This window comes from Streptomyces sp. HUAS CB01, assembly GCF_030406905.1.
In the GTDB taxonomy this organism is placed as follows: domain Bacteria; phylum Actinomycetota; class Actinomycetes; order Streptomycetales; family Streptomycetaceae; genus Streptomyces; species Streptomyces chengbuensis.
Map to the genome: position 1 here is coordinate 4,734,891 of NZ_CP129137.1, position 19,378 is coordinate 4,754,268.

Sequence of the window (19,378 nt, forward strand, 5' to 3'; positions counted from 1 at the left end):
GGACACGGCGCACCGCCCGGAGGCGGTCACCGCTCAGATGCGGCCGCGGCACAGCTCGAGCAGCGTCATCGCCAGGGCCGTCCCCGGCTTGCCGAGCGCGTCCCTGTAGTGGCCGAGCACCTCCATCTCGCGCGACAGGTTCACCCGGCGGCCGCCGGACGTGATCCGGGCCTCCTGGATGACGGCCGAGACGGCCATCCGTTCCTGGATCAGCCCGATGATCCGGTCGTCGAGGGCGTCGATGCGTTCACGGGCGCCGTGGATCAGGTCCGCTGCGTCGTCGGTACGGGCGCCGGTGTCGGTGCGGGGTGCGGTGTCGGTGCGGGGTGCGGTGTCGGTGGCGGGCACGGGGGCTCCTTGGGTGCGGGCCCCGTACCGACCGGACCCGGAAACGACAGGACGCCCCGGGCCTTGTCGGCCCGGGGCGCCTGGGAAGTCGCTTGTCAGTTGCTCAAGCAGCACGACCATGGCAGCCGGCGAGCCGGGTGCCATAGGTAAAGACGAAGGTCGAGTGCTTGCGCATGGGGGTCAGTATGGCCCCCGTGCCCCCGCCGGGGCCAATACGGGTTCGGATGGTGAGACGAGGAGCGGTACCGCGGCGCCGGTAGAATCGACTACAGAGCCCCCTCCTCCCACCGCCGGAAGGCCGCCGTAGTGTCATCTGCGTCCCCCGCTGCCGCGCCCGACGTCACCAACCCGGACGTGGTCCTCGTTGTCGACTTCGGCGCGCAGTACGCCCAGCTCATCGCCCGCCGCGTCCGTGAGGCGCGCGTCTACAGCGAGATCGTCCCGTCCACCATGCCGGTGCAGGAGATGCTGGCCAGGAAGCCGGCGGCGATCATCCTCTCCGGCGGTCCGTCCTCCGTGTACGCGGAGGGCGCCCCGCGCCTCGACCGTGCGCTGTTCGAGGCCGGCGTCCCCGTCTTCGGCATGTGCTACGGGTTCCAGCTGATGGCGCAGACGCTCGGCGGCACCGTCGACAACTCCGGCGCCCGCGAGTACGGCCGCACCGACCTGCACGTCAGCAAGTCCGGCTCCACCCTCTTCGAGGGCACCCCCGTCGAGCAGCAGGTCTGGATGTCGCACGGCGACGCCTGCTCCGCGGCCCCCGAGGGCTTCACCGTCACCGCCTCCACGGCCGTCGTGCCCGTGGCCGCGTTCGAGAACGACGAGAAGAAGCTCTACGGCGTCCAGCACCACCCCGAGGTGATGCACTCGACGTACGGTCAGCAGGTCCTGGAGCACTTCCTCTACCGCGGCGCCGGCATCGAGCCGACGTGGACGACCGGAAACGTGATCGAGGAGCAGGTCGCCGCGATCCGTGAGCAGGTCGGCGACAAGCGCGCCATCTGCGGACTGTCCGGCGGTGTCGACTCCGCCGTCGCGGCCGCGCTCGTGCAGAAGGCCATCGGCTCGCAGCTGACCTGCGTGTACGTCGACCACGGTCTGATGCGCAAGGGCGAGACCGAGCAGGTCGAGAAGGACTTCGTCGCCGCGACCGGCGTCTCCCTGAAGGTCGTCGACGCCGAGCAGCGCTTCCTGGACGCGCTCGCCGGGGTCTCCGACCCCGAGGAGAAGCGGAAGATCATCGGCCGGGAGTTCATCCGGGTCTTCGAGCAGGCCCAGGCCGAGATCGTCGCCGAGGCGGCGGGCGAGCACGGCGAGCAGCCGGTGCAGTTCCTGGTGCAGGGCACGCTCTACCCGGACGTGGTGGAGTCCGGCGGCGGCACGGGCACGGCGAACATCAAGTCGCACCACAACGTCGGCGGCCTCCCCGAGGACCTCGAGTTCGAGCTGATCGAGCCGCTGCGGAAGCTGTTCAAGGACGAGGTCCGGATGGTCGGCCAGGAACTGGGCCTGCCCGAGGAGATCGTCCAGCGCCAGCCGTTCCCCGGCCCCGGCCTCGGCATCCGCATCGTCGGCGAGGTCACCAAGGAGCGCCTGGACCTGCTGCGCGAGGCCGACGCCATCGCCCGCGAGGAGCTGACCGCCGCCGGTCTCGACCGTGACATCTGGCAGTGCCCGGTGGTCCTCCTCGCCGACGTCCGCTCCGTCGGCGTCCAGGGCGACGGCCGCACCTACGGCCACCCGATCGTGCTCCGCCCGGTCTCGTCGGAGGACGCGATGACGGCGGACTGGACGCGCATGCCGTACGACGTGCTGGCGAAGATCTCGACCCGCATCACCAACGAGGTCGCCGACGTGAACCGCGTCGTCCTCGACGTGACGTCGAAGCCGCCGGGCACCATCGAGTGGGAGTGAACCCTCTCACGAGTCAACGCCGACGCCGTCGCTCATTCGTTTGAGCGGCGGCGTCGCCGTTCACGGTGGGTAGTCTGATCGTACGTACCAGACTCACGTCCATGGGAGCACTCATGAGCGCAGAGATCTCGCACCACTGGCCGGTGCCGCCGCGAGAGGGCTACACCGTGGAGGACCTGCTCACCCTGCCCGATCTCCCGCCGCACACCGAGCTGATCGACGGGAGCCTGGTCTTCGTGAGTCCGCAGCGCTATTTCCACAGCATTGCGGTCGACCTGCTGGTGCAAGGGCTGCGGAGCACGGCGCCCCCCGAACTGAAAGTCGTCCGGGAGATGACCGTCGTGCTCGACAAGCGCAACGGTCCCGAGCCGGACGTCTCGGTCGTCCGTGCCGCCGCCGCGCGGAGCCGGGAACAGACCTACTTCCAGGTCAGGGACGTCCTGCTGGCGGTCGAGGTGGTCTCGCCGGATTCCGAGGCGCGCGACACCGACACCAAGCCGCACAAGTACGCGGGCGCGGGCATCCCGTACTTCTGGCGTGTCGAGATGGCCGGTGACGAGCAGCCGGTCGTCCATGTCTTCGAGCTCGACAAGGAATCGCGCGTCTATGTGCCGGGCGGCACGTTCCGCGACCGGCTCAAGGTCTCCGTCCCCTTCGACATCGACATCGACCTGGCCGGCATCGACCGGCTCTGAGCCCGGACTTCACCCCGCGGCCCGCGCCCGCCCCTCACCCCTCTTCCAGCGCGAAGTCCTCGTAGTGGAAGCCCGGCGCCACCACGCAGGTCACCAGCACCGGTTCGTCGCCCGCCGGCTCGGCGGACTGCCAGGTGCCCGCCGGGACGAGGAGCTGGGGCCGCTCGCCCGACTCGACGGAGGGGCCCAGGACCAGGGTCGTCGCGGTGCCGTCCGGCTTGTCGCCGGTGCCGGCCAGGTGCAGCCGCAGCGGGCCGCCGCGGTGCCAGAGCCACACCTCGTCGGAGCGGACCCGGTGCGGGCGCGAGCGTTCGCCGGGGTGGAGCAGGAAGTAGATCCCGGTGGCGTAGGCGCGCTCGCCGGGATAGCCGGGCGGAGCGGTCGAGCCCGCCGTGCGCCACGTCTCGCGGAACCACCCGCCTTCGACGTGCGGTTCCAGCCCGAGGAGCTCGACGAGTGGGGAAGCCGGTGCGGTCATGTGCCCATTGTCGTCCGGTCCCGCGCAAGGTGCGCGCCGTATATGGCCAGTTGGCGCAGCCGGAGGTACCTTCCGCGCCATGACCGACATGCCGGTGCCGGAGCCGATACCCGTCGAGCGGCTGCACTTCGCGATGCCGCCGGTGCACGAGTCCGTGGTGGACGAGCGCGTGTACCGGAAGCAGCGGCTGGCCGGCGCGCTGCGGCTGTTCGCCCGCCTCGGGTACGAGGAGGGCGTCGCCGGGCACATCAGCGTGCGGGACCCGGAGGTGCCGGACTGCTTCTGGGTCAACCCGTTCGGGGAACCGTTCGCCACGATGACCGCGGGCAGTCTGGTCCTGGTCAACGGCGACGGCCAGGTCGTCCTCGGCACCCGGCACGTCAACCAGGCCGCGTTCGCCGTGCACGCCGCGGTCCACCGGGCCCGGCCCGGGGCCGTCGCCGTCGTGCACACCCACTCCGTCCACGGCCGGGCACTGGCCGCGCTCGGCGAGCTGCTGGACCCGATCACCCAGGAGGCGTGCGCCTTCTACGAGGACCACGCGCTGTACGACGCCTGCACGGGCGTGACCGTCGACGTCGAGGAGGGCGGGCGTGTCGCGGCCGCTCTCGGCCACCACAAGGCCGTCGTCCTGCGCAACCACGGGCTCCTCACGGTCGGGGACTCGGTGGACGCGGCCGCCTGGTGGTTCGTCTCCATGGAACGCTGCGCGCAGGTGCAGCTGACCGCCCGGGCCGCCGGGAAGCCGGTGCTCATCGACCACCGCCAGGCGGTCGCGATCCGTGAACAGCTCGGCGGCGATCTCGTCGCCTGGATCAACTACCAGCCCCTGTGGCGTCGGATCGCCGCCGAGGAACCCGAACTCATGTCGTAGTACGTCAATTCGATCGTGCGCAAATCACCCTCGCGTCGGCTTCCCGGTGCGTGCGGACCCCTTCCCGTACGGCACAATTCCTTGGAATCACGGGGTAGTTGCCGAAGCTGCCTACCGGGGAAGGGTGCGTCGCCGTGGCGGTGCAGGAAGCGGGACAGAGCGTGCACGGCGGTGGCTGCACCTGCGGCGACTGCCCGCACGGCAGACGTGAGGGACACCGGAGGGCCGTCGCCCGGTTCCTGGCCAGGCGCGACGAACTCGCCGGGGGGCGAGGGCTGCCCGCCCAGGTCGCCGCCTCCGCGGGCGGCACCCGCCAGTGGATCTCCGACGAGCTGACCGAGTCGGCCCGCGCCGTCGCCGAGCGCAGCCGCGCCGCCGGTGAGTCATGGCTCACCCTCGTCCGGCGGCGCACCCTGGTGGTGGTCTGGGGTTCGGTCGTGCTGCTGCTCCTCGTCCAGTCCGTGACCGCGATCGGCTCCGGCTGGACCGTGGCGCGCACGGCCGGCCTCGCCGCCGCGGCCTGTCTCGCCGGGCTGCTCACCGCGGCGGCCTGGCTCCACCGGGCGCACGGCGGACTGCTCGCACCGCTCGTCGGCGAGGACAACCGGCTGTCGACTTCACGGGCCGTGGCCGCCGTGTGGGTGCTGTTCGCCGCCTATGCCGTGCTGTTCCTGGCGTTCCGGATCGCCGCGTCGGTCCCCGCCGGACTCGGCCTCGCCCGGAGCGCCGGACTGCTCACGATCGTGGCGGCCGTCTCCCTGGTCGCCGTCGTCGTACGCCGTGTGGTCACCGTGCGCGTCATCACCCAGCGGCTGCAGAAGGTGGAGGCGGACCGGCCCCGCCCCGCGGACCTGGTGTGCGACGACGCGGGCCGCGGCAGCTTCTCCGACGCGCAGTACGTCCTCGTCGGGGCGGTCGCCCTCGTGTGCTCGGCCGTGCTGTTCGCCCGCCGGCCCGACCGGCTGCCGGAGCTGCCGTGGGGCCTGACCGTGCTGGTCCTGGTCTCGGCGGCGGTCTACCTCGCCGGGAAGTACGCCGAGGGCGGCCGCCCGGTCGTCCTGTCCGTCGTCCGCGCCCGCGAGCCCGGCGGCCTCGACGGCCCCGTCCGTATCGGCGACGACATCGAGATCCGGGGCGCCGGGTTCGTGCCGCCGGGCGCCGGGAGCCCCGAGCGGCTCGCCCTGATGACCGTCCGGATCGGAGCGGTCCACGTCCATGTGCCGCTGGTCCCGGTGCCCGGCGGATTCACCAGCCCCAGTGATACGAGCATCACGGTCCCGGTGCCGGCCGAGGTCGAGCCCGGCAGGGTCGACGTGCAGGTCGTGACGGCGGCGGGCGCGGAGTCGAACCGGGTGACCGTCGACGTCGTCGACTGAACGGGCTGAGCCGTACGGCCGTCGCCCCCGTATGCACGAGGGCGGGACGTGGGGAGAATCGTCCCAGCCGGGTGAGACACGGAGGCGACGATGACGCATGTGTACCGGACGACGGCGACGTACGCGGCCGACGGCGCGAGCACCAACTGGAAGGAGCGCGCGGCACGCTACTCGCTGCTGCCGCTGCGGCTGTTCCTGGGAGCGACCTTCGTCTACGCAGGACTGGACAAGCTCTTCGACAGCGCGTTCCTGTCCGCGAGCGGGACCGGTTCCATCGGCGCGCTGATGGAGAACGTGCGGAACAGCTCCGCCGTGCCCGCACTCGTGGACGTCGCCCTGAAGAACCCCGAGGGCTTCGGCTACGCGATGGCCTTCGGGGAACTGGCCGTCGGCATCGGCACCCTGCTGGGGCTGCTCGCACGGCTGGCCGCCCTCGGCGGGGCGCTGATCTCGCTGAGTCTGTGGCTGACCGTCAGCTGGCAGACCGAGCCGTACTACTACGGGAACGACCTGGCCTACCTGATGGCCTGGCTGCCGCTGGTGCTCGCCGGCGCCTCCGTGTTCTCGCTGGACGCGGCCATCGCGGAACGGCGCCGGCGCAACCGGTAGTGGACGAAGGTGACGACGGCGGCCAGGATCAGGCCGCCGGACATCACCGGGACGGCCGTGAACCACGGGGTCCGCCAGGCCCCGGTCGCGTCGCCCAGATAGGCAGCGGCGGTCCCCAGGGCCGCCGCGCCCGCGATCAGCCTGCCCGGACGGAACTCATGACGCAGCACGGGTGACCTCCACCTGTCCGAGCGCGACCGCCAGATCGAGGTCGAGCGTGCCCGCGGGCTTCGCGCCGGCGGGCGGAGCGAGCGTACGCGTACGGTCCCGGTCCGGGGCGACGTCCACGTCGTTCACCGGATCCCCCGGCAGCCGCACGTCGCCGACGCCCGCGCGCGCCCGGATCCGCACCGTGGCGTCCTCGGGCACCACGACCCGCAGCCGGCCCGCGCCGACCTCCGCGACGGTGCTCACCGTCTTCTCCGGCGGCACGGCCACCCGGCTGAGGTCGAGCGTGGCCATGCCGGAGCCCAGCCGGTACTGCGGCGCGACGGCCGCGGCGGTCGCGGGCCGCCACTCGGTCCGCATCCACTGCGTGCTGATCTCCTTGGGCAGCACGGAGGCGCCCACCAGCAGCACGGACGTGACCACGGTCAGCAGGATCGTGCCCCCGCCGATCCGGCCGAGGAGACTGCCGACGACCAGGCCCAGCCCGAACACGGCCAGCGCGCAGGCGAGCCCGGTCTGCAGGCTCGTGCCCAGCGGCTGGGACTCCCAGGACAGCCCGGTGCCCAGCCCGCCCGCCACCAGAGCCAGCAGGAGGACGAACCCGGCGATGCCGCGCGGCCCTCGGGGGCGCCGGGCCGGGGCGGCGCCGCGCCGGTCGCGGGGGAGGGCCGCGGCACCGGGCGACGCGTCGGGCGGCCCCCACAGATAGCCGGTCGCCACAGGTCCCGTGGTGCCGTCCTTGACGATCGGGTCCCGCCACCAGGAGGGGCTGTCGGGCGTCGGGGGCGCCTTGGCCTCCGGAGGGGCCTCCGCCACGGCGTGCGCGGTCGCCGCATCCCGGGGGCCGCCGTCCGGGGCCGCCGCCGTACGCCGCCGCGACCACACGGCGGCACCCCCGACGGCGAGCGACAGCAGTGCGGAGAACGCGAGCGTCCCGTCGTTGCCCAGCATCGACAGGAACAGCCCGCAGCCGAGAAGCGCCAGCAGCACGGCGGCCAGGGCGGCCCCGTCGACCCGGCCGGACAGGGCCCGCCGCGCCTCGTTCTCCTCCTCACCCTCCAGCGGGATCAGCAGCCAGGCGAAGCCGTAGAAGATCAGACCGATGCCGCCGGTCACCGACAGCACACCCATGGCGATGCGGAAGATCACCGGGTCGACGTCGCAGTACCGGCCGAGGCCGCCGCAGACCCCGCCGACGACCTTGTGCCGCGCGGTCCGGCGCAGCAGCACGGGCGGGAACCGGTGCTCCGGCGGCGGCGCGGTGTGTGGGGCGGTCGGCTGTGTCATGCCTCCATGGTGACGGGCCGCCACCTCGGGCGGCAGCCGTCCCGACCCTGGCCCTTCCCTGATATTGCACCCCCGGGGCCCCCGAGGTTCAGGGTCTCTCTCAGGGACGGCCCTGATGCCCGCGCCGCCGGGCGCGTGTGACCATCGGGGCATGCCCGTCGCCGCCGCCCGTCCGCCCGAGACCGAGGAGCCCGCCGCCCGCAGGCTGTACCGCAGCGCGGAGGGCCGCTGGCTGGGCGGTGTGGCACGCGGGCTGGCAGGCCACCTCGGCCTGCCCGTGATCTGGGTCCGGCTCGTGTTCCTCGGGCTCTTCATGGCGGACGGCCTCGGCGCGCTGCTCTACGCGGTGTTCTGGATCGCCGTGCCCCTCGGCGTCGGCGGCAGGTCGGCCGAGCCCAAGCCGGTCTTCGAGACCGCGCCCGACGGCAGACGGCGGCTGCGCAAGCCCGACAAGGGTCAGCTGTTCGCGCTGGTCGCCCTGCTGATCGGCGCGGTCGTCTTCGTCACCAACATCGATCTCGGCGGCCCCGCGAACCGGTACGTCTGGCCGGTGCTGCTGACGGGCGCCGGTGTCGTGCTGGTGTGGCGGCAGGCGGACAACGCCCGCCGGGCGCAGTGGACCGGCGACGACCGGCGCCGCAGGCTGCTGCAGCTGGCGCGCGGTCTGGCGGGCGTCGCGCTGGTCGGCATGGGCCTCACGGTCTTCGTGGTCGTCCGGGGCTCCGCCGCGCAGCTCGGGAACGTCCTGACCGCCGCCCTGGCCGTGATCGTCGGTGTCGCCCTGCTGGCCGGCCCGTGGCTGGTGCGCATGACGCAGGACCTCTCCGAGGAGCGCCTCATGCGCATCCGCGCCCAGGAGCGCGCCGAGGTCGCCGCCCACGTCCACGACTCCGTACTGCACACCCTCACCCTGATCCAGCGGAACGCGGACGACGCGGGCGAGGTGCGCCGGCTCGCCCGCGCCCAGGAGCGCGAGCTGCGCAACTGGCTGTACCGGCCGGAGGGCACCGGCAAGGAGGAGGACGAGGAGCCCACCACGCTCGCGGACGCGGTGAAGCGCGCCGCGGCGGAGGTCGAGGACAAGCACGGGGTCCCGCTGGAGGTCGTGGTCGTCGGGGACTGCCCGCTCGACGAGAAGCTGACGGCGCAGATGCAGGCCGCGCGCGAAGCGATGGTCAACGCCGCGAAGTACGGTGGCGAGGGAGGTGCCGTCCAGGTGTACGCGGAGGTCGAGGGCCGTACGGTGTTCGTCTCGGTGCGCGACCGGGGACCGGGGTTCGATCCCGACGCGGTACCTGAGGACCGCATGGGCGTACGAGAATCGATCGTCGGCCGTATGCAGCGCAACGGAGGGACGGCGCGGTTGCGGTCCGTGCCCGGCGGGGGCACCGAAGTGGAGCTGGAGATGGAGAGGGCGGACGGATGACCGAGCAGACCGACGCAGCCGAGGGGACGGAGCGCCGGGTACGGGTCGTACTCGTCGACGACCACCGGATGTTCCGCGCGGGGGTGCAGGCCGAGATCGGCAGGACCGCCGAGACCGGCGTCGAGGTCGTCGGCGAGGCGGCCGACGTCGACCAGGCCGTCACGGTGATCACGGCGACCCGGCCCGAGGTGGTGCTCCTCGACGTGCATCTGCCCGGCGGCGGAGGCGTGGAGGTGCTGCGCCGCTGTGCCGGACTGGTGGCGGCCTCCGAGCACCCCGTCCGGTTCCTGGCCCTGTCCGTCTCGGACGCGGCCGAGGACGTCATCGGGGTGATCCGCGGCGGTGCCCGCGGCTATGTGACCAAGACGATCACCGGTGCCGATCTGGTCGACTCGATCTTCCGGGTCCAGGAGGGCGACGCGGTGTTCTCGCCGAGGCTGGCCGGATTCGTCCTCGACGCGTTCGCGTCCACGGACGCGCCTCCCGTGGACGAGGACCTGGACCGCCTCACCCAGCGCGAGCGCGAGGTGCTGCGCCTGATCGCCCGGGGCTATGCGTACAAGGAGATCGCCAAGCAGCTCTTCATCTCGGTGAAGACGGTGGAGTCGCACGTGTCGGCGGTGCTGAGGAAGCTGCAGCTGTCGAACCGGCACGAACTGACGCGCTGGGCGACGGCTCGCCGGCTGGTCTGAGCACGGCGGACGGCGGCCGTCGGGGGTGGTGACGGCCGCGGCCGTCGGCCGCGAACGCGGCATGACGCGGATGTGTGACGAAACCGCCGCGCACACGCGGCAACCGGGACGGGTCCGGCCCCCTCTAACCGTCCGTGATGAGCCTGACCGGTACTCCCTTCTTCGTGACCTCGATCGTGCTGGCCGTGGTGGCGGTACTGCTGCCCCTCGCACTGTGGAGCAGGGTGCGCGGCCCGGCCCTGGTGCGGGGCGCCGTCCGGCTGGTGATGCTCGGCTTCGCCCAGGCGACCGCGCTCGTGGTCGTGTTCGTCGCCGTCAACAACAGCAATGGCCTGTACGGCAGCTGGGAGGACCTGCTCGGCACCGGCGACCACGTCGAGGCCGCGGCCGACCTGGGCAGGGACGGACTGGGCGGGGTGCGCTTCGCCGACCTCCCGAAGAGCAAGGCCACGTTCCGGCGTGCGACCGACCCGCTCCTGGGCGAGGGCGTCCGGGTCACCGACCTCACGGGGCAGGTGTCGGGCGTCCGCGGCGAGGTGTACGTCTGGCTGCCCCCGCAGTACGACGAACCCGCCTACCGCAACACGAAGTTCCCCGTCGTCGAACTGCTGCCGGGCTACCCGGGTTCGGCGAAGGCGTGGTTCGCCACGCTGAAGGTGCAGGAGCAGCTGCGGCCGAAGATGGAGAGCGGCGAGATCGCCCCGTTCATCCTCGTCGCCCCGCGCACGACCCTGCTCGGCCGGGTCGACACCGGCTGCGCCAACATCCCGGGCCGGATCAACGCCGACAGCTGGCTGAGCGTCGACGTCCGCAAGATGGTGATGGACAACTTCCGCGCCATGCACCGTGCGGAGGGCTGGGCCGTGGCGGGTTACTCCGCGGGCGGCCACTGCGCGGCGAAGCTCGCCGTGGCGCACCCGGACCGCTACCGCGCCGGGGTGAGCCTGTCCGGCTACAACGACCCCGCCGCCGAGAAGGCCTCGCTCGCCGGCCGGGACGGGGAACTGCGCCGCGCCAACGACCCGCTGAGCATTCTGCGCTCCGCGTCGACGCCTCCGCGGACCGCCCTGTTCGTCTCCGGCGCACGCGGCGACGGCTTCGAGTCCGGCCTGGCCCTGCGCTCCGCCGCCAGGACCCCGACGACGGTCGACGTGGTCGAGATCGGCGGCGCGCACGACACCGGTGAATGGCGGAGGCAGGTTCCCGACGTGTTCTTCTGGCTGACCCGCCAGCTCGGCTACGAGCGCGGTACGACGCCGTCAGCGGCCGGCCGCTGACGGCGGCCCGCGGTCCTGCCGGGGGTGAGGCGGGCCGGGCGGACCCCGGCTGCGACGCCGTCCGCTACGCGACCCGCGTCGCTCCGGCGTACGGCATCTGGTCGATCGGCGCGATCCGTACCGGTGCTCCCGGACGGGGGGCGTGGATCATCCGGCCGCCCCCGATGTACAGCCCCACATGCGAGACGCCGGAGTAGAAGAACACCAGGTCCCCCGGTGCGAGCCGGGACCGCGGCACCCGCTGGCCCGCGTTGATCTGGGTGTACGTGGTGCGCGGCAGGGCGACCCCCGCGGAGCGCCAGGCGGCCTGCGTCAGCCCCGAGCAGTCGAAGGCGGACGGGCCCGTCGCACCCCAGACGTACGGCTTGCCGAGGGCCCCGTAGGCGTAGGCGACGGCCTGTGCGGCACGGGGGTTGGGCGCGGCGACGGCGGGCGCGGTGCGGACGGTGTCGCGGTCCGCACGGCCCGCGGCGACGCCGTCCCGTCCGTCGTAGGCGGCGCGCTGACCGGCGGTGAGCCGTGCCAGCAGGGCCTCGGCCGCGGCCAGCTTCTTCCGTACCGCCGCGCGGTGGCGGGCCACTTGCGCCCGCTGCTCCTCCAGCTCGGCCAGCCGCTCGCCGGCCTCGGCGCGCACCTGGTCGAGTTCGCGCATCTGCCGGCGGACCGCGGCGAGCGCCGCGGCCTGACGGTCCCCGACCCGCTCGGTCAGCTCGGCGCCCGCGAGGTACCGGGCCGGGTCGGAGTCGAGGACGAGCCGCAGGGCGGGGTCGAGGCCGCCCGCCCGGTACTGCGCCGCCGCGAAGGAACCCAGGGCGTTGCGTGAGGCGTTCAGGCGCTCGGTGCGCCGCGCGGCCTCGTCGCGGAGTTCCTCGGCCTCCTTCCGTGCCGTCCCGGCCTTCTCCTTCGCCCCGTTGTACTTCTCGGTCTCCGCCTCCGCCTCCTGGTACAGCCGGTCGGCCCTGGCACGGATCTCGTCCGCGGTGGGCACCGGCTCGGCGTGCCCGGCGCCCTCGAAGGCGGTGGCGGTGGCCGCACCGGCGAGCGCGAGGGTGGCGGAGAAGCGAGCGGCGGTGCCGGGAAGCGTGCGCTGCCTCGGCTTGCGGTGCGCTGCCACGGGGGCCAGTCCTTCCGTCGGGGCCCGCCGGTTCGGGTACCGGTGGCGGACCGCACAGGGGGAGCGCTCCACCACCGGCTCCTCCGGCGGGGGCGGCCGGCAGCCGTCCGGGTGCGGACGGTGGTGGAGCCGGCCACCTGGGGGAGGACGCTAAGCCTCGGGGTCACGGCGAAGTGGCGTCATGAACGGAATTGGCAGGAGAAGGACCGCCGGGGTTCGCTTTGCGACCGTACGGCTAGGCTCCGTTGCCATGGACGTACTCATCAATGTCTTCGTCGCCCTGCACATCATCGGTATCGCGGCACTGCTCGGCGGCTTCCTCACCCAGATGAAGGCGATGGGGGCGGGCACGGCTCGCTTCACGCCCGGGATGCTGCACGGTGCGCTGACGATGCTCGTGACGGGTGTGGCACTGGTGGGACTGAACCAGGCGGACGGCCGGCCCGTGAACAACCTCAAGATCGGCATCAAGCTGGCCGTGCTGGTGGTGATCCTGGCGCTGGTCTACGTCAAGCGGGACGAGGAGACGGTGGACAAGCGCGTGTTCGGGGCGGTCGGCGGCCTGACCCTGGCGAACGTCTTCATCGCGACCCTGTGGAGCTGAGCGGTCCGGAAGCGGGGACCTGAGCGGCCCGCGGCCCCGCACGGCGTTCCCTGCCCGCCGAAGTCGGGGCGGCGCCCCCGGGGGGGCCGCGAGGACTCCGTCCGGCGAGGCCCTCCGGGGGCCTGGACGCCCGCCCCTCCCCCTGCGCGGCTCACGCCGCAACCCCCTCTGCCAGGGGCCGTTGCGGCGTGAGCGCGGAACGGGCCGTCCGCGGCGCGTGACCGCTACGCGGGGCGGACGCTGCTGTGGATCGGCATGTAGTAGATCGACTCCTCGCGGACGTTCGCGCCCGGCTTGGGGGCGTGGATCATCTTCCCGTCGCCGATGTAGATCCCGACGTGGCTGATGTCGTCGTAGAAGAAGACCAGGTCACCGGGGAGGAGATCGGCCGTCGCCACGCTCTGCCCGGCCTTCACCTGGTCCCAGGTGGTGCGGGGCAGATCGACGCCCGCCGCCCGCCAGGCCGCCTGGGTGAGTCCGGAGCAGTCGTACGAGCTCGGGCCCGTCGCGCCCCAGACGTACGGCTTGCCGATCTGGGCGCGCGCGAAGGACAGCACCTTCTCGGCCTTGGCCGCGTACGTGCCGCCCGCGGTTCCGGAGCCCGAGCCGGTTCCCGCCCCGGCGCCGGTCTCCGTGCCGGTGCCCGTCTGCTCCTGCGCCTGCCGTTCACGCTCCTGGCGCTGCCGCTCGGCCTCGGCCTCGGCCTCCGCCTTGGCCCGGGCCTCGGCCTTCCGGCGGGCCTCCTCCTCCTTCTTCCGCTCGAGTTCGGCGAGCCGCGCACGCTCCTCGGCGGTCAGCTGCGAGAGCAGTTCCCTCGCCTCCGCGAGCTTCTTCTGGACGGCCTGCTTCCTGGCGCGCAGCGACTCCTGGGAATCCGTGAGTGTCTCCAGGCTCTTGGTGGCCTGTGCGCGCTGCTCGGCGGCCTCGGCCCGCTGGGTCTCGTAGTCCGCGATGGCGCTGCGCTGCTGCTCGGTGAGCCGGTCCATCAGCTGCGTCTGGTCGGCGTAGGACTGCGGGTTGTCCGCGAAGAGCAGCGCGGCGGTCGGGGTGACGGCGCCGGTGCGGTACTGGGCCGCCGCGTAGCTGCCGAGGGCCCGGCGGGACTCGTTGAGCGCCTCGGTGCGCTCGGCGGCCTCGTCGAGGGCCCGGTCCACCGTGCGGCGCTGCTGCTCGGTGGACTCCTTCGCCTTGTTGTACTCCTGGGTCGACGAACCCGCCTGCCGGTAGAGGTCGTCGACCTTCTTCTGGACTTCCTCGATGCTGGGCTTCGGGTCGGCTGTCGCATTCTGGGCCGAGAGGAGCGAGACCCCCGCTATGGCGGCCGTCGTGAACCCGACGGCGGGTGTGTTCGTACGAGTGCGGCTGCGCGGCTTGCGGTGCGACGCCAAGGCCGGCATCTCCTTCCGTGGAACGCCTACCGGGTTAGCTGTCGGGTTCGGACGGAACGGAAGGTTTGCCCTACGGGCCCGTGGAAAAGCGGCCCGATTCACCCCAGTTGTGCTGTTGAGTGGGTCCCCGGTTCCGAACTCCTCTGCGAGGGGCACGGATTCGGCGCGGCTGCCCGGCCGGCGTGGTTCGCCGAAGGGGGTACGGGCTGCCTGGGCGAGCACGCTAGCCAAAGTGTGGTGCTGCTGTGAAGGAGAGTGGTCGATATGCCCGATACATTTTCGTGACCTTGGCGCTGTGTGTCCGTGTCATGACCGGAGGTGTCCGGTGGTGATTCCCGCGAAGGCGGCGGCGGGCTGTCGGTGGGGCCGCCTAGACTCGGAGAGCGATGAGCAGCCTCTTTGACGACAGCTTCCTGGCGGACCTCCAGCGCACCTCGGCCCCGGAGGAGCCCCCGCCGCCGGAGGGCGACGAGCACCCGCCCGCGGAGGAGGTCCCGCACGACCTCTTCCAGGGCAGGTTCGACGTGCCTCCGTCCGGGGACGCCTACTACCGGGACGGCGCCCCGCGTCCCGTCATCGACCCGGCGGCCCTTCTCGACGGGCTGAACGAGCAGCAGCGCGCCGCCGTCGTCCACACGGGGTCGCCGCTCCTCATCGTCGCCGGTGCCGGCTCCGGCAAGACCCGGGTGCTGACCCACCGGATCGCCCATCTGCTGGCGACCCGCGACGTCCACCCCGGCCAGATACTGGCGATCACGTTCACCAACAAGGCCGCGGGCGAGATGAAGGAGCGCGTCGAGCAGCTCGTCGGCCCGCGCGCCCGCGCCATGTGGGTCTCCACGTTCCACAGCGCCTGTGTCCGCATACTGCGCCGGGAGAGCAAGAAGCTCGGCTTCACGTCGTCCTTCTCGATCTACGACGCCGCGGACTCCAAGCGGCTGATGGCCCTGGTCTGCCGCGACCTGGACCTCGACCCGAAGCGGTACCCGCCGAAGTCGTTCAGCGCCAAGGTCTCCAACCTGAAGAACGAGCTGATCGACGAGGAGACCTTCGCCGACCAGGCCGCCGACGGTTTCGAGAAGACGCTGGCCGAGGCGTACCGGATGTACCAGGCGCGGCTCCGCGAGGCCAACGCCCTGGACTTCGACGACATCATCATGACCACGGTCCACCTGCTCCAGGCGTTCCCGGACGTCGCCGAGCACTACCGCCGCCGGTTCCGCCACGTCCTGGTCGACGAGTACCAGGACACCAACCACGCCCAGTACACGCTCGTGCGCGAGCTGGTGGGCACGGGTTACGAGGACCTCGGCCCCGCCGAGCTGTGCGTGGTGGGCGACGCCGACCAGTCGATCTACGCGTTCCGCGGTGCCACGATCCGCAACATCCTCCAGTTCGAGGAGGACTACCCGGACGCGACCACGATCCTGCTCGAGCAGAACTACCGCTCGTCCCAGACGATCCTCTCGGCGGCCAACGCCGTGATCGAGCGGAACGAGAGCCGCCGTCCCAAGAACCTGTGGACGAACGCCGGCGCCGGTGCGCAGATCACCGGCTACGTCGCGGACACCGAGCACGACGAGGCCCAGTTCGTCGCGGACGAGATCGACCGGCTGACGGACGCGGGCGAGGCCAAGGCCGGCGATGTGGCGGTCTTCTACCGGACCAACGCCCAGTCCCGCGTCTTCGAGGAGATCTTCATCCGCGTCGGCCTGCCCTACAAGGTCGTCGGCGGTGTGCGCTTCTACGAGCGCAAGGAGGTCCGGGACGTCCTGGCGTACCTGCGGGTCCTCGCCAACCCCGAGGACAACGTGCCGCTGAGGCGCATCCTGAACGTCCCCAAGCGCGGCATCGGCGAACGCGCGGAGGCGATGATCGACGCCCTCGCCCTGCGGGAGAGGATCACGTTCCCGCAGGCGCTGCGCCGCGTCGACGAGGCGTACGGCATGGCGGCCCGCTCCGCCAACGCCGTGAAGCGCTTCAACACGCTCATGGAGGAGCTGCGCACGATCGTCGACTCGGGCGCGGGCCCCGCGGTGGTGCTGGAGGCCGTGCTGGAGCGCACGGGCTATCTCGCCGAGCTGCAGGCGTCCACCGACCCCCAGGACGAGACCCGCATCGAGAACCTCCAGGAACTCGCTGCGGTGGCCCTGGAGTTCGAGCAGGAGCGCGGCGCCGAGGAGGGAACGGGCACGCTCGCCGAGTTCCTGGAGCAGGTCGCGCTCGTCGCCGACTCCGACCAGATCCCCGACGAGGACGAGGAGGGCAGCGGCGTCATCACGCTGATGACCCTGCACACGGCGAAGGGCCTGGAGTTCCCGGTCGTGTTCCTCACCGGCATGGAGGACGGCGTCTTCCCGCACATGCGGGCGCTGGGCCAGACCAAGGAGCTGGAGGAGGAGCGCCGCCTGGCGTACGTGGGGATCACGCGTGCCCGCGAGCGCCTCTACCTGACGCGGTCCTCGATGCGCAGCGCCTGGGGCCAGCCCGCCTACAACCCACCCTCGCGCTTCCTGGAGGAGATCCCGGACGCGCACCTGCAGTGGAAGAGGACAGGTCCGATGGCGGCGCCCGCCGGGCCGACCTCCGGCATCGCGTCGGCGCTCTCGTCGTCCCGCTCCCGCTCCGGCCCCTCGGGCTTCGCGACGCGGCGGACGACGGACAAGCCGGTGATCGCCCTCGCCGTCGGGGACCGGGTCACCCACGACCAGTTCGGGCTGGGCACGGTGATGGCGGTGACGGGCTCGGGCGCGGACGCGCAGGCGACGATCGATTTCGGCGACACCAAGCCGAAGCGGCTGCTGCTGCGGTACGCGCCCGTCGAGAAGCTCTGACCGGCTGACGGCCGGCCCACCGGCCGGGGTGCCGGGCTGACCGGTTGCCCGGCCGGTTGTCAGGCTGACGGCCGAGGAGAGCCGCCGTCGCGGAAGCCCTCGGTTCCGGCAGGTCCGCACGGCGGGCCCTGCGGATGCACCGTCCCGTCCGTGGCGTGGCGTCGCCGCACGCGCTCAGGAAGCGGTGGACCGAGCCCGCTCCGGTCGGCTGGTGAGGCAGGGGAGGGTGCGGCGTCGGCCCACGTGTTCCTGCGTGGCCGACGGGACCGGATCATGCCGGGGGACAGGAGCAGAGCCGGTGGGTCAGGCTCGGCGGCGGCGTGGGTCAGGTCCGGCGGTGGCGGTTCAGCCGGGACCGAGCGGGGGTGCGGGACCCGGTGGATCGGGCCGGGCACGCGGGTGGAGTCCGGCGGGTCCGACCCGCCATCGGTGCGGAGCGCTGCAGGATCCGGGCCGCTTCCCGGTACGGAGTCGACGGGACCAGGTCCCGGGGCACGGGCGGAGCCGGCGGGACCAGGTCCCGGGGCACGGGCGGAGCCGGCGGGATCAGGTCGGGCTGAGACCGTGGCTGCGCAGCCACGCCAGCGGGTCGATCGCGGAACCGCCGCCGGGTCGCACCTCGAAGTGCAGATGCGGGCCGGTGGAGTTGCCCGAGTTGCCCGAGTAGGCAATGACTTCGCCGGCCTTGACCTTGCCGGAGCGGATCTTGGTGCTGCTCAGATGGCAGTACCAGGTCTCCGTGCCGTCGGCGGCCGTGACGATGGCCATGTTGCCGTAGGCGCTGTTCCACTGCGTCCGCACGGTGCCGTCGGTCGCTGCCATCACCGGCGTCCCGTACGAGACCGGGAAGTCGATGCCGGTGTGCATGGACATCCAGTTGACGCCGGCCTGCCCGTAGTAGGCGCTGAGGCCGTGCTGGGCGACGGGGAGGGCGAACTTCGGCCGCAGCCGCTCGCGGAGGGCGGCCTCCTCCTCGCGCTTCTTGCGCTCTGCCTCCTGGCGCGCCTTGAGATCGATGCGCTCCTGGGTCCGGCTCGCGCGGTCGCCGAAGTCGCGGGCGTCGGCGCTGAGCGCGGCGAGCTGCGTGTCGAGCGCGTTGTTCGCGGCGACGGGTTTCACGGACGACGGATCGGCGGCGGTGACCGCGGTGTTGTCGTCCTTCTGCTGCTCGCCGTCGGTGAGCCCGCCGACCGAGGCGGCCGCGACACCGGCGACGCCCATCACGCAGACGGACGGCACGGCGACGGTGAGGAGCGCGGAACGCTTGGCGGGGGTGCGGCGGCGGCCGCGGCCGCCGCCGGCCCTGCGCACGGGGCGGGCCGAGGCGGCGGAGGCGAGAGTGACGGCAGGTGCCGAGACGGTGGCGGCGTCGGCGATCAGTTCGGCGTCGGAGTTCCCGCCGGGCTCCGGTTCCCCGTCGTGGGCGTCCGCCGCCGACGACCCCTCCGGCTCGTACGGGGCGTACTCCGCGTACTCCCCGGCGGTGTCGAACTCGGTCTCGGTGCCGTAGGCGGGCTCGGTGCCGAATGCGGGCGGCTCGGTGTCGAGGCCGGCTTCGGTGTCGTAGCCGCTGCCGGTCTGCGTCTCGTGCGAGGCGCCGAACTCGGTCGTGGGGGAGAACTGTTCGGGGACGAAGACCCCGGTGGGGTCATGCTGCTCCTCGTACAACGCGTACGCGGTGTGCTCGGATCCCTGCGTCTGCCCGGTGTGCTCGCCGTACTGCGGGTGGACGGCCGTGGCGTCCGTGCCGGCGGAGTTCCACGCGGTGGCGTCGTAGGCGCCCGTCTCGTACGACGTCGCCGTGCCGTAGCCGGTCGTGGTCCACTGGCCGGTCGTGTCGTAGGCCTGCGCCGTGGTGTCGAACTGCGGGGTCGTGAACTGCCCTGCCTCGTTCCAGGCGTTGGCGTCCCACTGGCCGGTCTGGTCGTACTGCGCCGCGTCGAAATGCGTTGCGTCGTACTGCTGGCCGTACGCATGCTGGGGGTTGCCGTAGGCGTCGTAGCCCGTCGGGGAACCGGTGGTCCACTGCGTCGCGTCGTACTGGCCGCTGTGGCCGACCTGACCGTCCTCGTAACTGCCGGGCATGGCACCGAAGAGCGGGTCGGCGTCGAAGCTGCCGGTGGCGTACGCGTCGTACCCGGCGTGGGGGTGCTGGTCGTTCACCAACTTCTCTCTCGCCTCGGCAGCAGGACCAGGGTCTGGGGGCACCCCGCCGCGGGGGGTCCCAGAGGCAACGCAGTGGCGCGACTGTACCCGGCGGTATGCGACGCCGACAATCTTCGGCAGGTTTTGGG

The 19,378-nt window shown here is 72.4% G+C and carries 17 protein-coding genes and 1 riboswitch; of the genes, 10 read left to right on the top strand and 7 right to left on the bottom strand.

The genetic code is table 11. The annotated features are described in order from the left end of the window. Positions 1–33 precede the first annotated feature (33 nt). Entirely contained in the window at positions 34–348 is a 315-nt protein-coding gene (locus QRN89_RS21095) for a chorismate mutase (RefSeq protein ID WP_290350935.1), read from the bottom strand. A 306-nt stretch (positions 349–654) separates the two neighbouring features. Between QRN89_RS21095 and guaA the strand changes: the two genes are divergently transcribed. Next, positions 655–2,262 (top strand): glutamine-hydrolyzing GMP synthase, encoded by a 1,608-nt coding sequence (guaA, locus tag QRN89_RS21100; RefSeq protein ID WP_290350936.1) that lies wholly within the window; start codon positions 655–657, stop codon positions 2,260–2,262. A gap of 113 nt (positions 2,263–2,375) precedes the next feature. Beyond that, on the top strand, positions 2,376–2,957 hold the full coding sequence (locus tag QRN89_RS21105; RefSeq protein WP_290350937.1) for a Uma2 family endonuclease: 582 nt from the start codon (positions 2,376–2,378) through the stop codon (positions 2,955–2,957). A gap of 34 nt (positions 2,958–2,991) precedes the next feature. On the opposite strand, the gene QRN89_RS21110 is transcribed toward QRN89_RS21105, so the two are convergent. Beyond that, positions 2,992–3,435 (bottom strand): cupin domain-containing protein, encoded by a 444-nt coding sequence (locus QRN89_RS21110; protein ID WP_290350938.1) that lies wholly within the window; start codon positions 3,433–3,435, stop codon positions 2,992–2,994. 79 nt (positions 3,436–3,514) lie between these two features. Between QRN89_RS21110 and QRN89_RS21115 the strand changes: the two genes are divergently transcribed. From QRN89_RS21115 to QRN89_RS21125, 3 genes are all read left to right on the top strand, one after another. Beyond that, positions 3,515–4,309, top strand: a complete 795-nt coding sequence (locus QRN89_RS21115; protein ID WP_290350939.1) for a class II aldolase/adducin family protein — start codon at positions 3,515–3,517, stop codon at positions 4,307–4,309. Between the two features lie 134 nt (positions 4,310–4,443). Further along, positions 4,444–5,685, top strand: coding sequence for a hypothetical protein (locus tag QRN89_RS21120; RefSeq protein WP_390701307.1), 1,242 nt, complete (start codon positions 4,444–4,446; stop codon positions 5,683–5,685). 90 nt (positions 5,686–5,775) lie between these two features. Further along, positions 5,776–6,294 carry a DoxX family membrane protein gene (locus tag QRN89_RS21125; protein WP_290350940.1) on the top strand — a complete coding sequence of 173 codons (519 nt, stop codon included), beginning with the start codon at positions 5,776–5,778 and terminating at the stop codon, positions 6,292–6,294. On the opposite strand, the gene QRN89_RS21130 is transcribed toward QRN89_RS21125, so the two are convergent. Together QRN89_RS21130 and QRN89_RS21135 are read right to left on the bottom strand one after the other, a co-directional pair. Beyond that, positions 6,201–6,464, bottom strand: a complete 264-nt coding sequence (locus QRN89_RS21130; protein ID WP_290350941.1) for a hypothetical protein — start codon at positions 6,462–6,464, stop codon at positions 6,201–6,203. The genes QRN89_RS21125 and QRN89_RS21130 overlap by 94 nt on opposite strands. Further along, complete coding sequence (locus QRN89_RS21135; RefSeq protein ID WP_290350942.1) at positions 6,451–7,749, bottom strand: PspC domain-containing protein; 1,299 nt, start codon at positions 7,747–7,749, stop codon at positions 6,451–6,453. The genes QRN89_RS21130 and QRN89_RS21135 overlap by 14 nt, the downstream gene beginning before the upstream one ends. A gap of 151 nt (positions 7,750–7,900) precedes the next feature. On the opposite strand from QRN89_RS21135, the gene QRN89_RS21140 reads away from it, so the two are divergent. From QRN89_RS21140 to QRN89_RS21150, 3 genes are all read left to right on the top strand, one after another. Further along, positions 7,901–9,175: an ATP-binding protein gene (locus tag QRN89_RS21140; protein WP_290350943.1), complete on the top strand. Its 1,275-nt coding sequence runs from the start codon at positions 7,901–7,903 to the stop codon at positions 9,173–9,175. Further along, entirely contained in the window at positions 9,172–9,867 is a 696-nt protein-coding gene (locus QRN89_RS21145) for a LuxR C-terminal-related transcriptional regulator (RefSeq protein ID WP_290350944.1), read from the top strand. The genes QRN89_RS21140 and QRN89_RS21145 overlap by 4 nt, the downstream gene beginning before the upstream one ends. A 137-nt stretch (positions 9,868–10,004) precedes the next feature. Continuing rightward, positions 10,005–11,144 (top strand): alpha/beta hydrolase, encoded by a 1,140-nt coding sequence (locus tag QRN89_RS21150; RefSeq protein WP_290350945.1) that lies wholly within the window; start codon positions 10,005–10,007, stop codon positions 11,142–11,144. Positions 11,145–11,208: 64 nt separating this feature from the next. Here the strand turns inward: QRN89_RS21150 and QRN89_RS21155 are convergent, their stop codons facing one another. After that, on the bottom strand, positions 11,209–12,258 hold the full coding sequence (locus QRN89_RS21155; protein ID WP_290350946.1) for a C40 family peptidase: 1,050 nt from the start codon (positions 12,256–12,258) through the stop codon (positions 11,209–11,211). 250 nt (positions 12,259–12,508) lie between these two features. Between QRN89_RS21155 and QRN89_RS21160 the strand changes: the two genes are divergently transcribed. Further along, the gene (locus tag QRN89_RS21160; RefSeq protein WP_290350947.1) at positions 12,509–12,862 is read left to right on the top strand and encodes a hypothetical protein; all 354 of its coding nucleotides are present in this window, start codon (positions 12,509–12,511) and stop codon (positions 12,860–12,862) included. Positions 12,863–13,086: 224 nt separating this feature from the next. On the opposite strand, the gene QRN89_RS21165 is transcribed toward QRN89_RS21160, so the two are convergent. Next, entirely contained in the window at positions 13,087–14,250 is a 1,164-nt protein-coding gene (locus QRN89_RS21165) for a C40 family peptidase (protein WP_290350948.1), read from the bottom strand. A gap of 7 nt (positions 14,251–14,257) precedes the next feature. Continuing rightward, positions 14,258–14,426, bottom strand: a riboswitch (cyclic di-AMP (ydaO/yuaA leader). A gap of 210 nt (positions 14,427–14,636) precedes the next feature. Here QRN89_RS21165 and pcrA point away from each other — a divergent pair. Beyond that, the gene (pcrA, locus tag QRN89_RS21170; RefSeq protein WP_290350949.1) at positions 14,637–17,084 is read left to right on the top strand and encodes a DNA helicase PcrA; all 2,448 of its coding nucleotides are present in this window, start codon (positions 14,637–14,639) and stop codon (positions 17,082–17,084) included. A gap of 546 nt (positions 17,085–17,630) precedes the next feature. On the opposite strand, the gene QRN89_RS21175 is transcribed toward pcrA, so the two are convergent. Next, a complete protein-coding gene (locus QRN89_RS21175) occupies positions 17,631–19,247 on the bottom strand; it encodes a M23 family metallopeptidase (protein WP_290350950.1) in 1,617 nt (538 codons plus the stop codon). Positions 19,248–19,378 lie beyond the last annotated feature (131 nt).

Excerpts from the sequence above, each read along its gene's own strand:
- QRN89_RS21105 (WP_290350937.1), top strand. The coding sequence starts at position 2,376 with ATGAGCGCAGAGATCTCGCACCACTGGCCGGTGCCGCCGCGAGAGGGC.
- QRN89_RS21110 (WP_290350938.1), bottom strand. The coding sequence starts at position 3,435 with ATGACCGCACCGGCTTCCCCACTCGTCGAGCTCCTCGGGCTGGAACCG.
- QRN89_RS21115 (WP_290350939.1), top strand. The coding sequence starts at position 3,515 with ATGACCGACATGCCGGTGCCGGAGCCGATACCCGTCGAGCGGCTGCAC.
- QRN89_RS21125 (WP_290350940.1), top strand. The coding sequence starts at position 5,776 with ATGACGCATGTGTACCGGACGACGGCGACGTACGCGGCCGACGGCGCG.
- QRN89_RS21135 (WP_290350942.1), bottom strand. The coding sequence starts at position 7,749 with ATGACACAGCCGACCGCCCCACACACCGCGCCGCCGCCGGAGCACCGG.
- QRN89_RS21140 (WP_290350943.1), top strand. The coding sequence starts at position 7,901 with ATGCCCGTCGCCGCCGCCCGTCCGCCCGAGACCGAGGAGCCCGCCGCC.
- QRN89_RS21145 (WP_290350944.1), top strand. The coding sequence starts at position 9,172 with ATGACCGAGCAGACCGACGCAGCCGAGGGGACGGAGCGCCGGGTACGG.
- QRN89_RS21150 (WP_290350945.1), top strand. The coding sequence starts at position 10,005 with ATGAGCCTGACCGGTACTCCCTTCTTCGTGACCTCGATCGTGCTGGCC.
- QRN89_RS21160 (WP_290350947.1), top strand. The coding sequence starts at position 12,509 with ATGGACGTACTCATCAATGTCTTCGTCGCCCTGCACATCATCGGTATC.
- pcrA (WP_290350949.1), top strand. The coding sequence starts at position 14,637 with ATGAGCAGCCTCTTTGACGACAGCTTCCTGGCGGACCTCCAGCGCACC.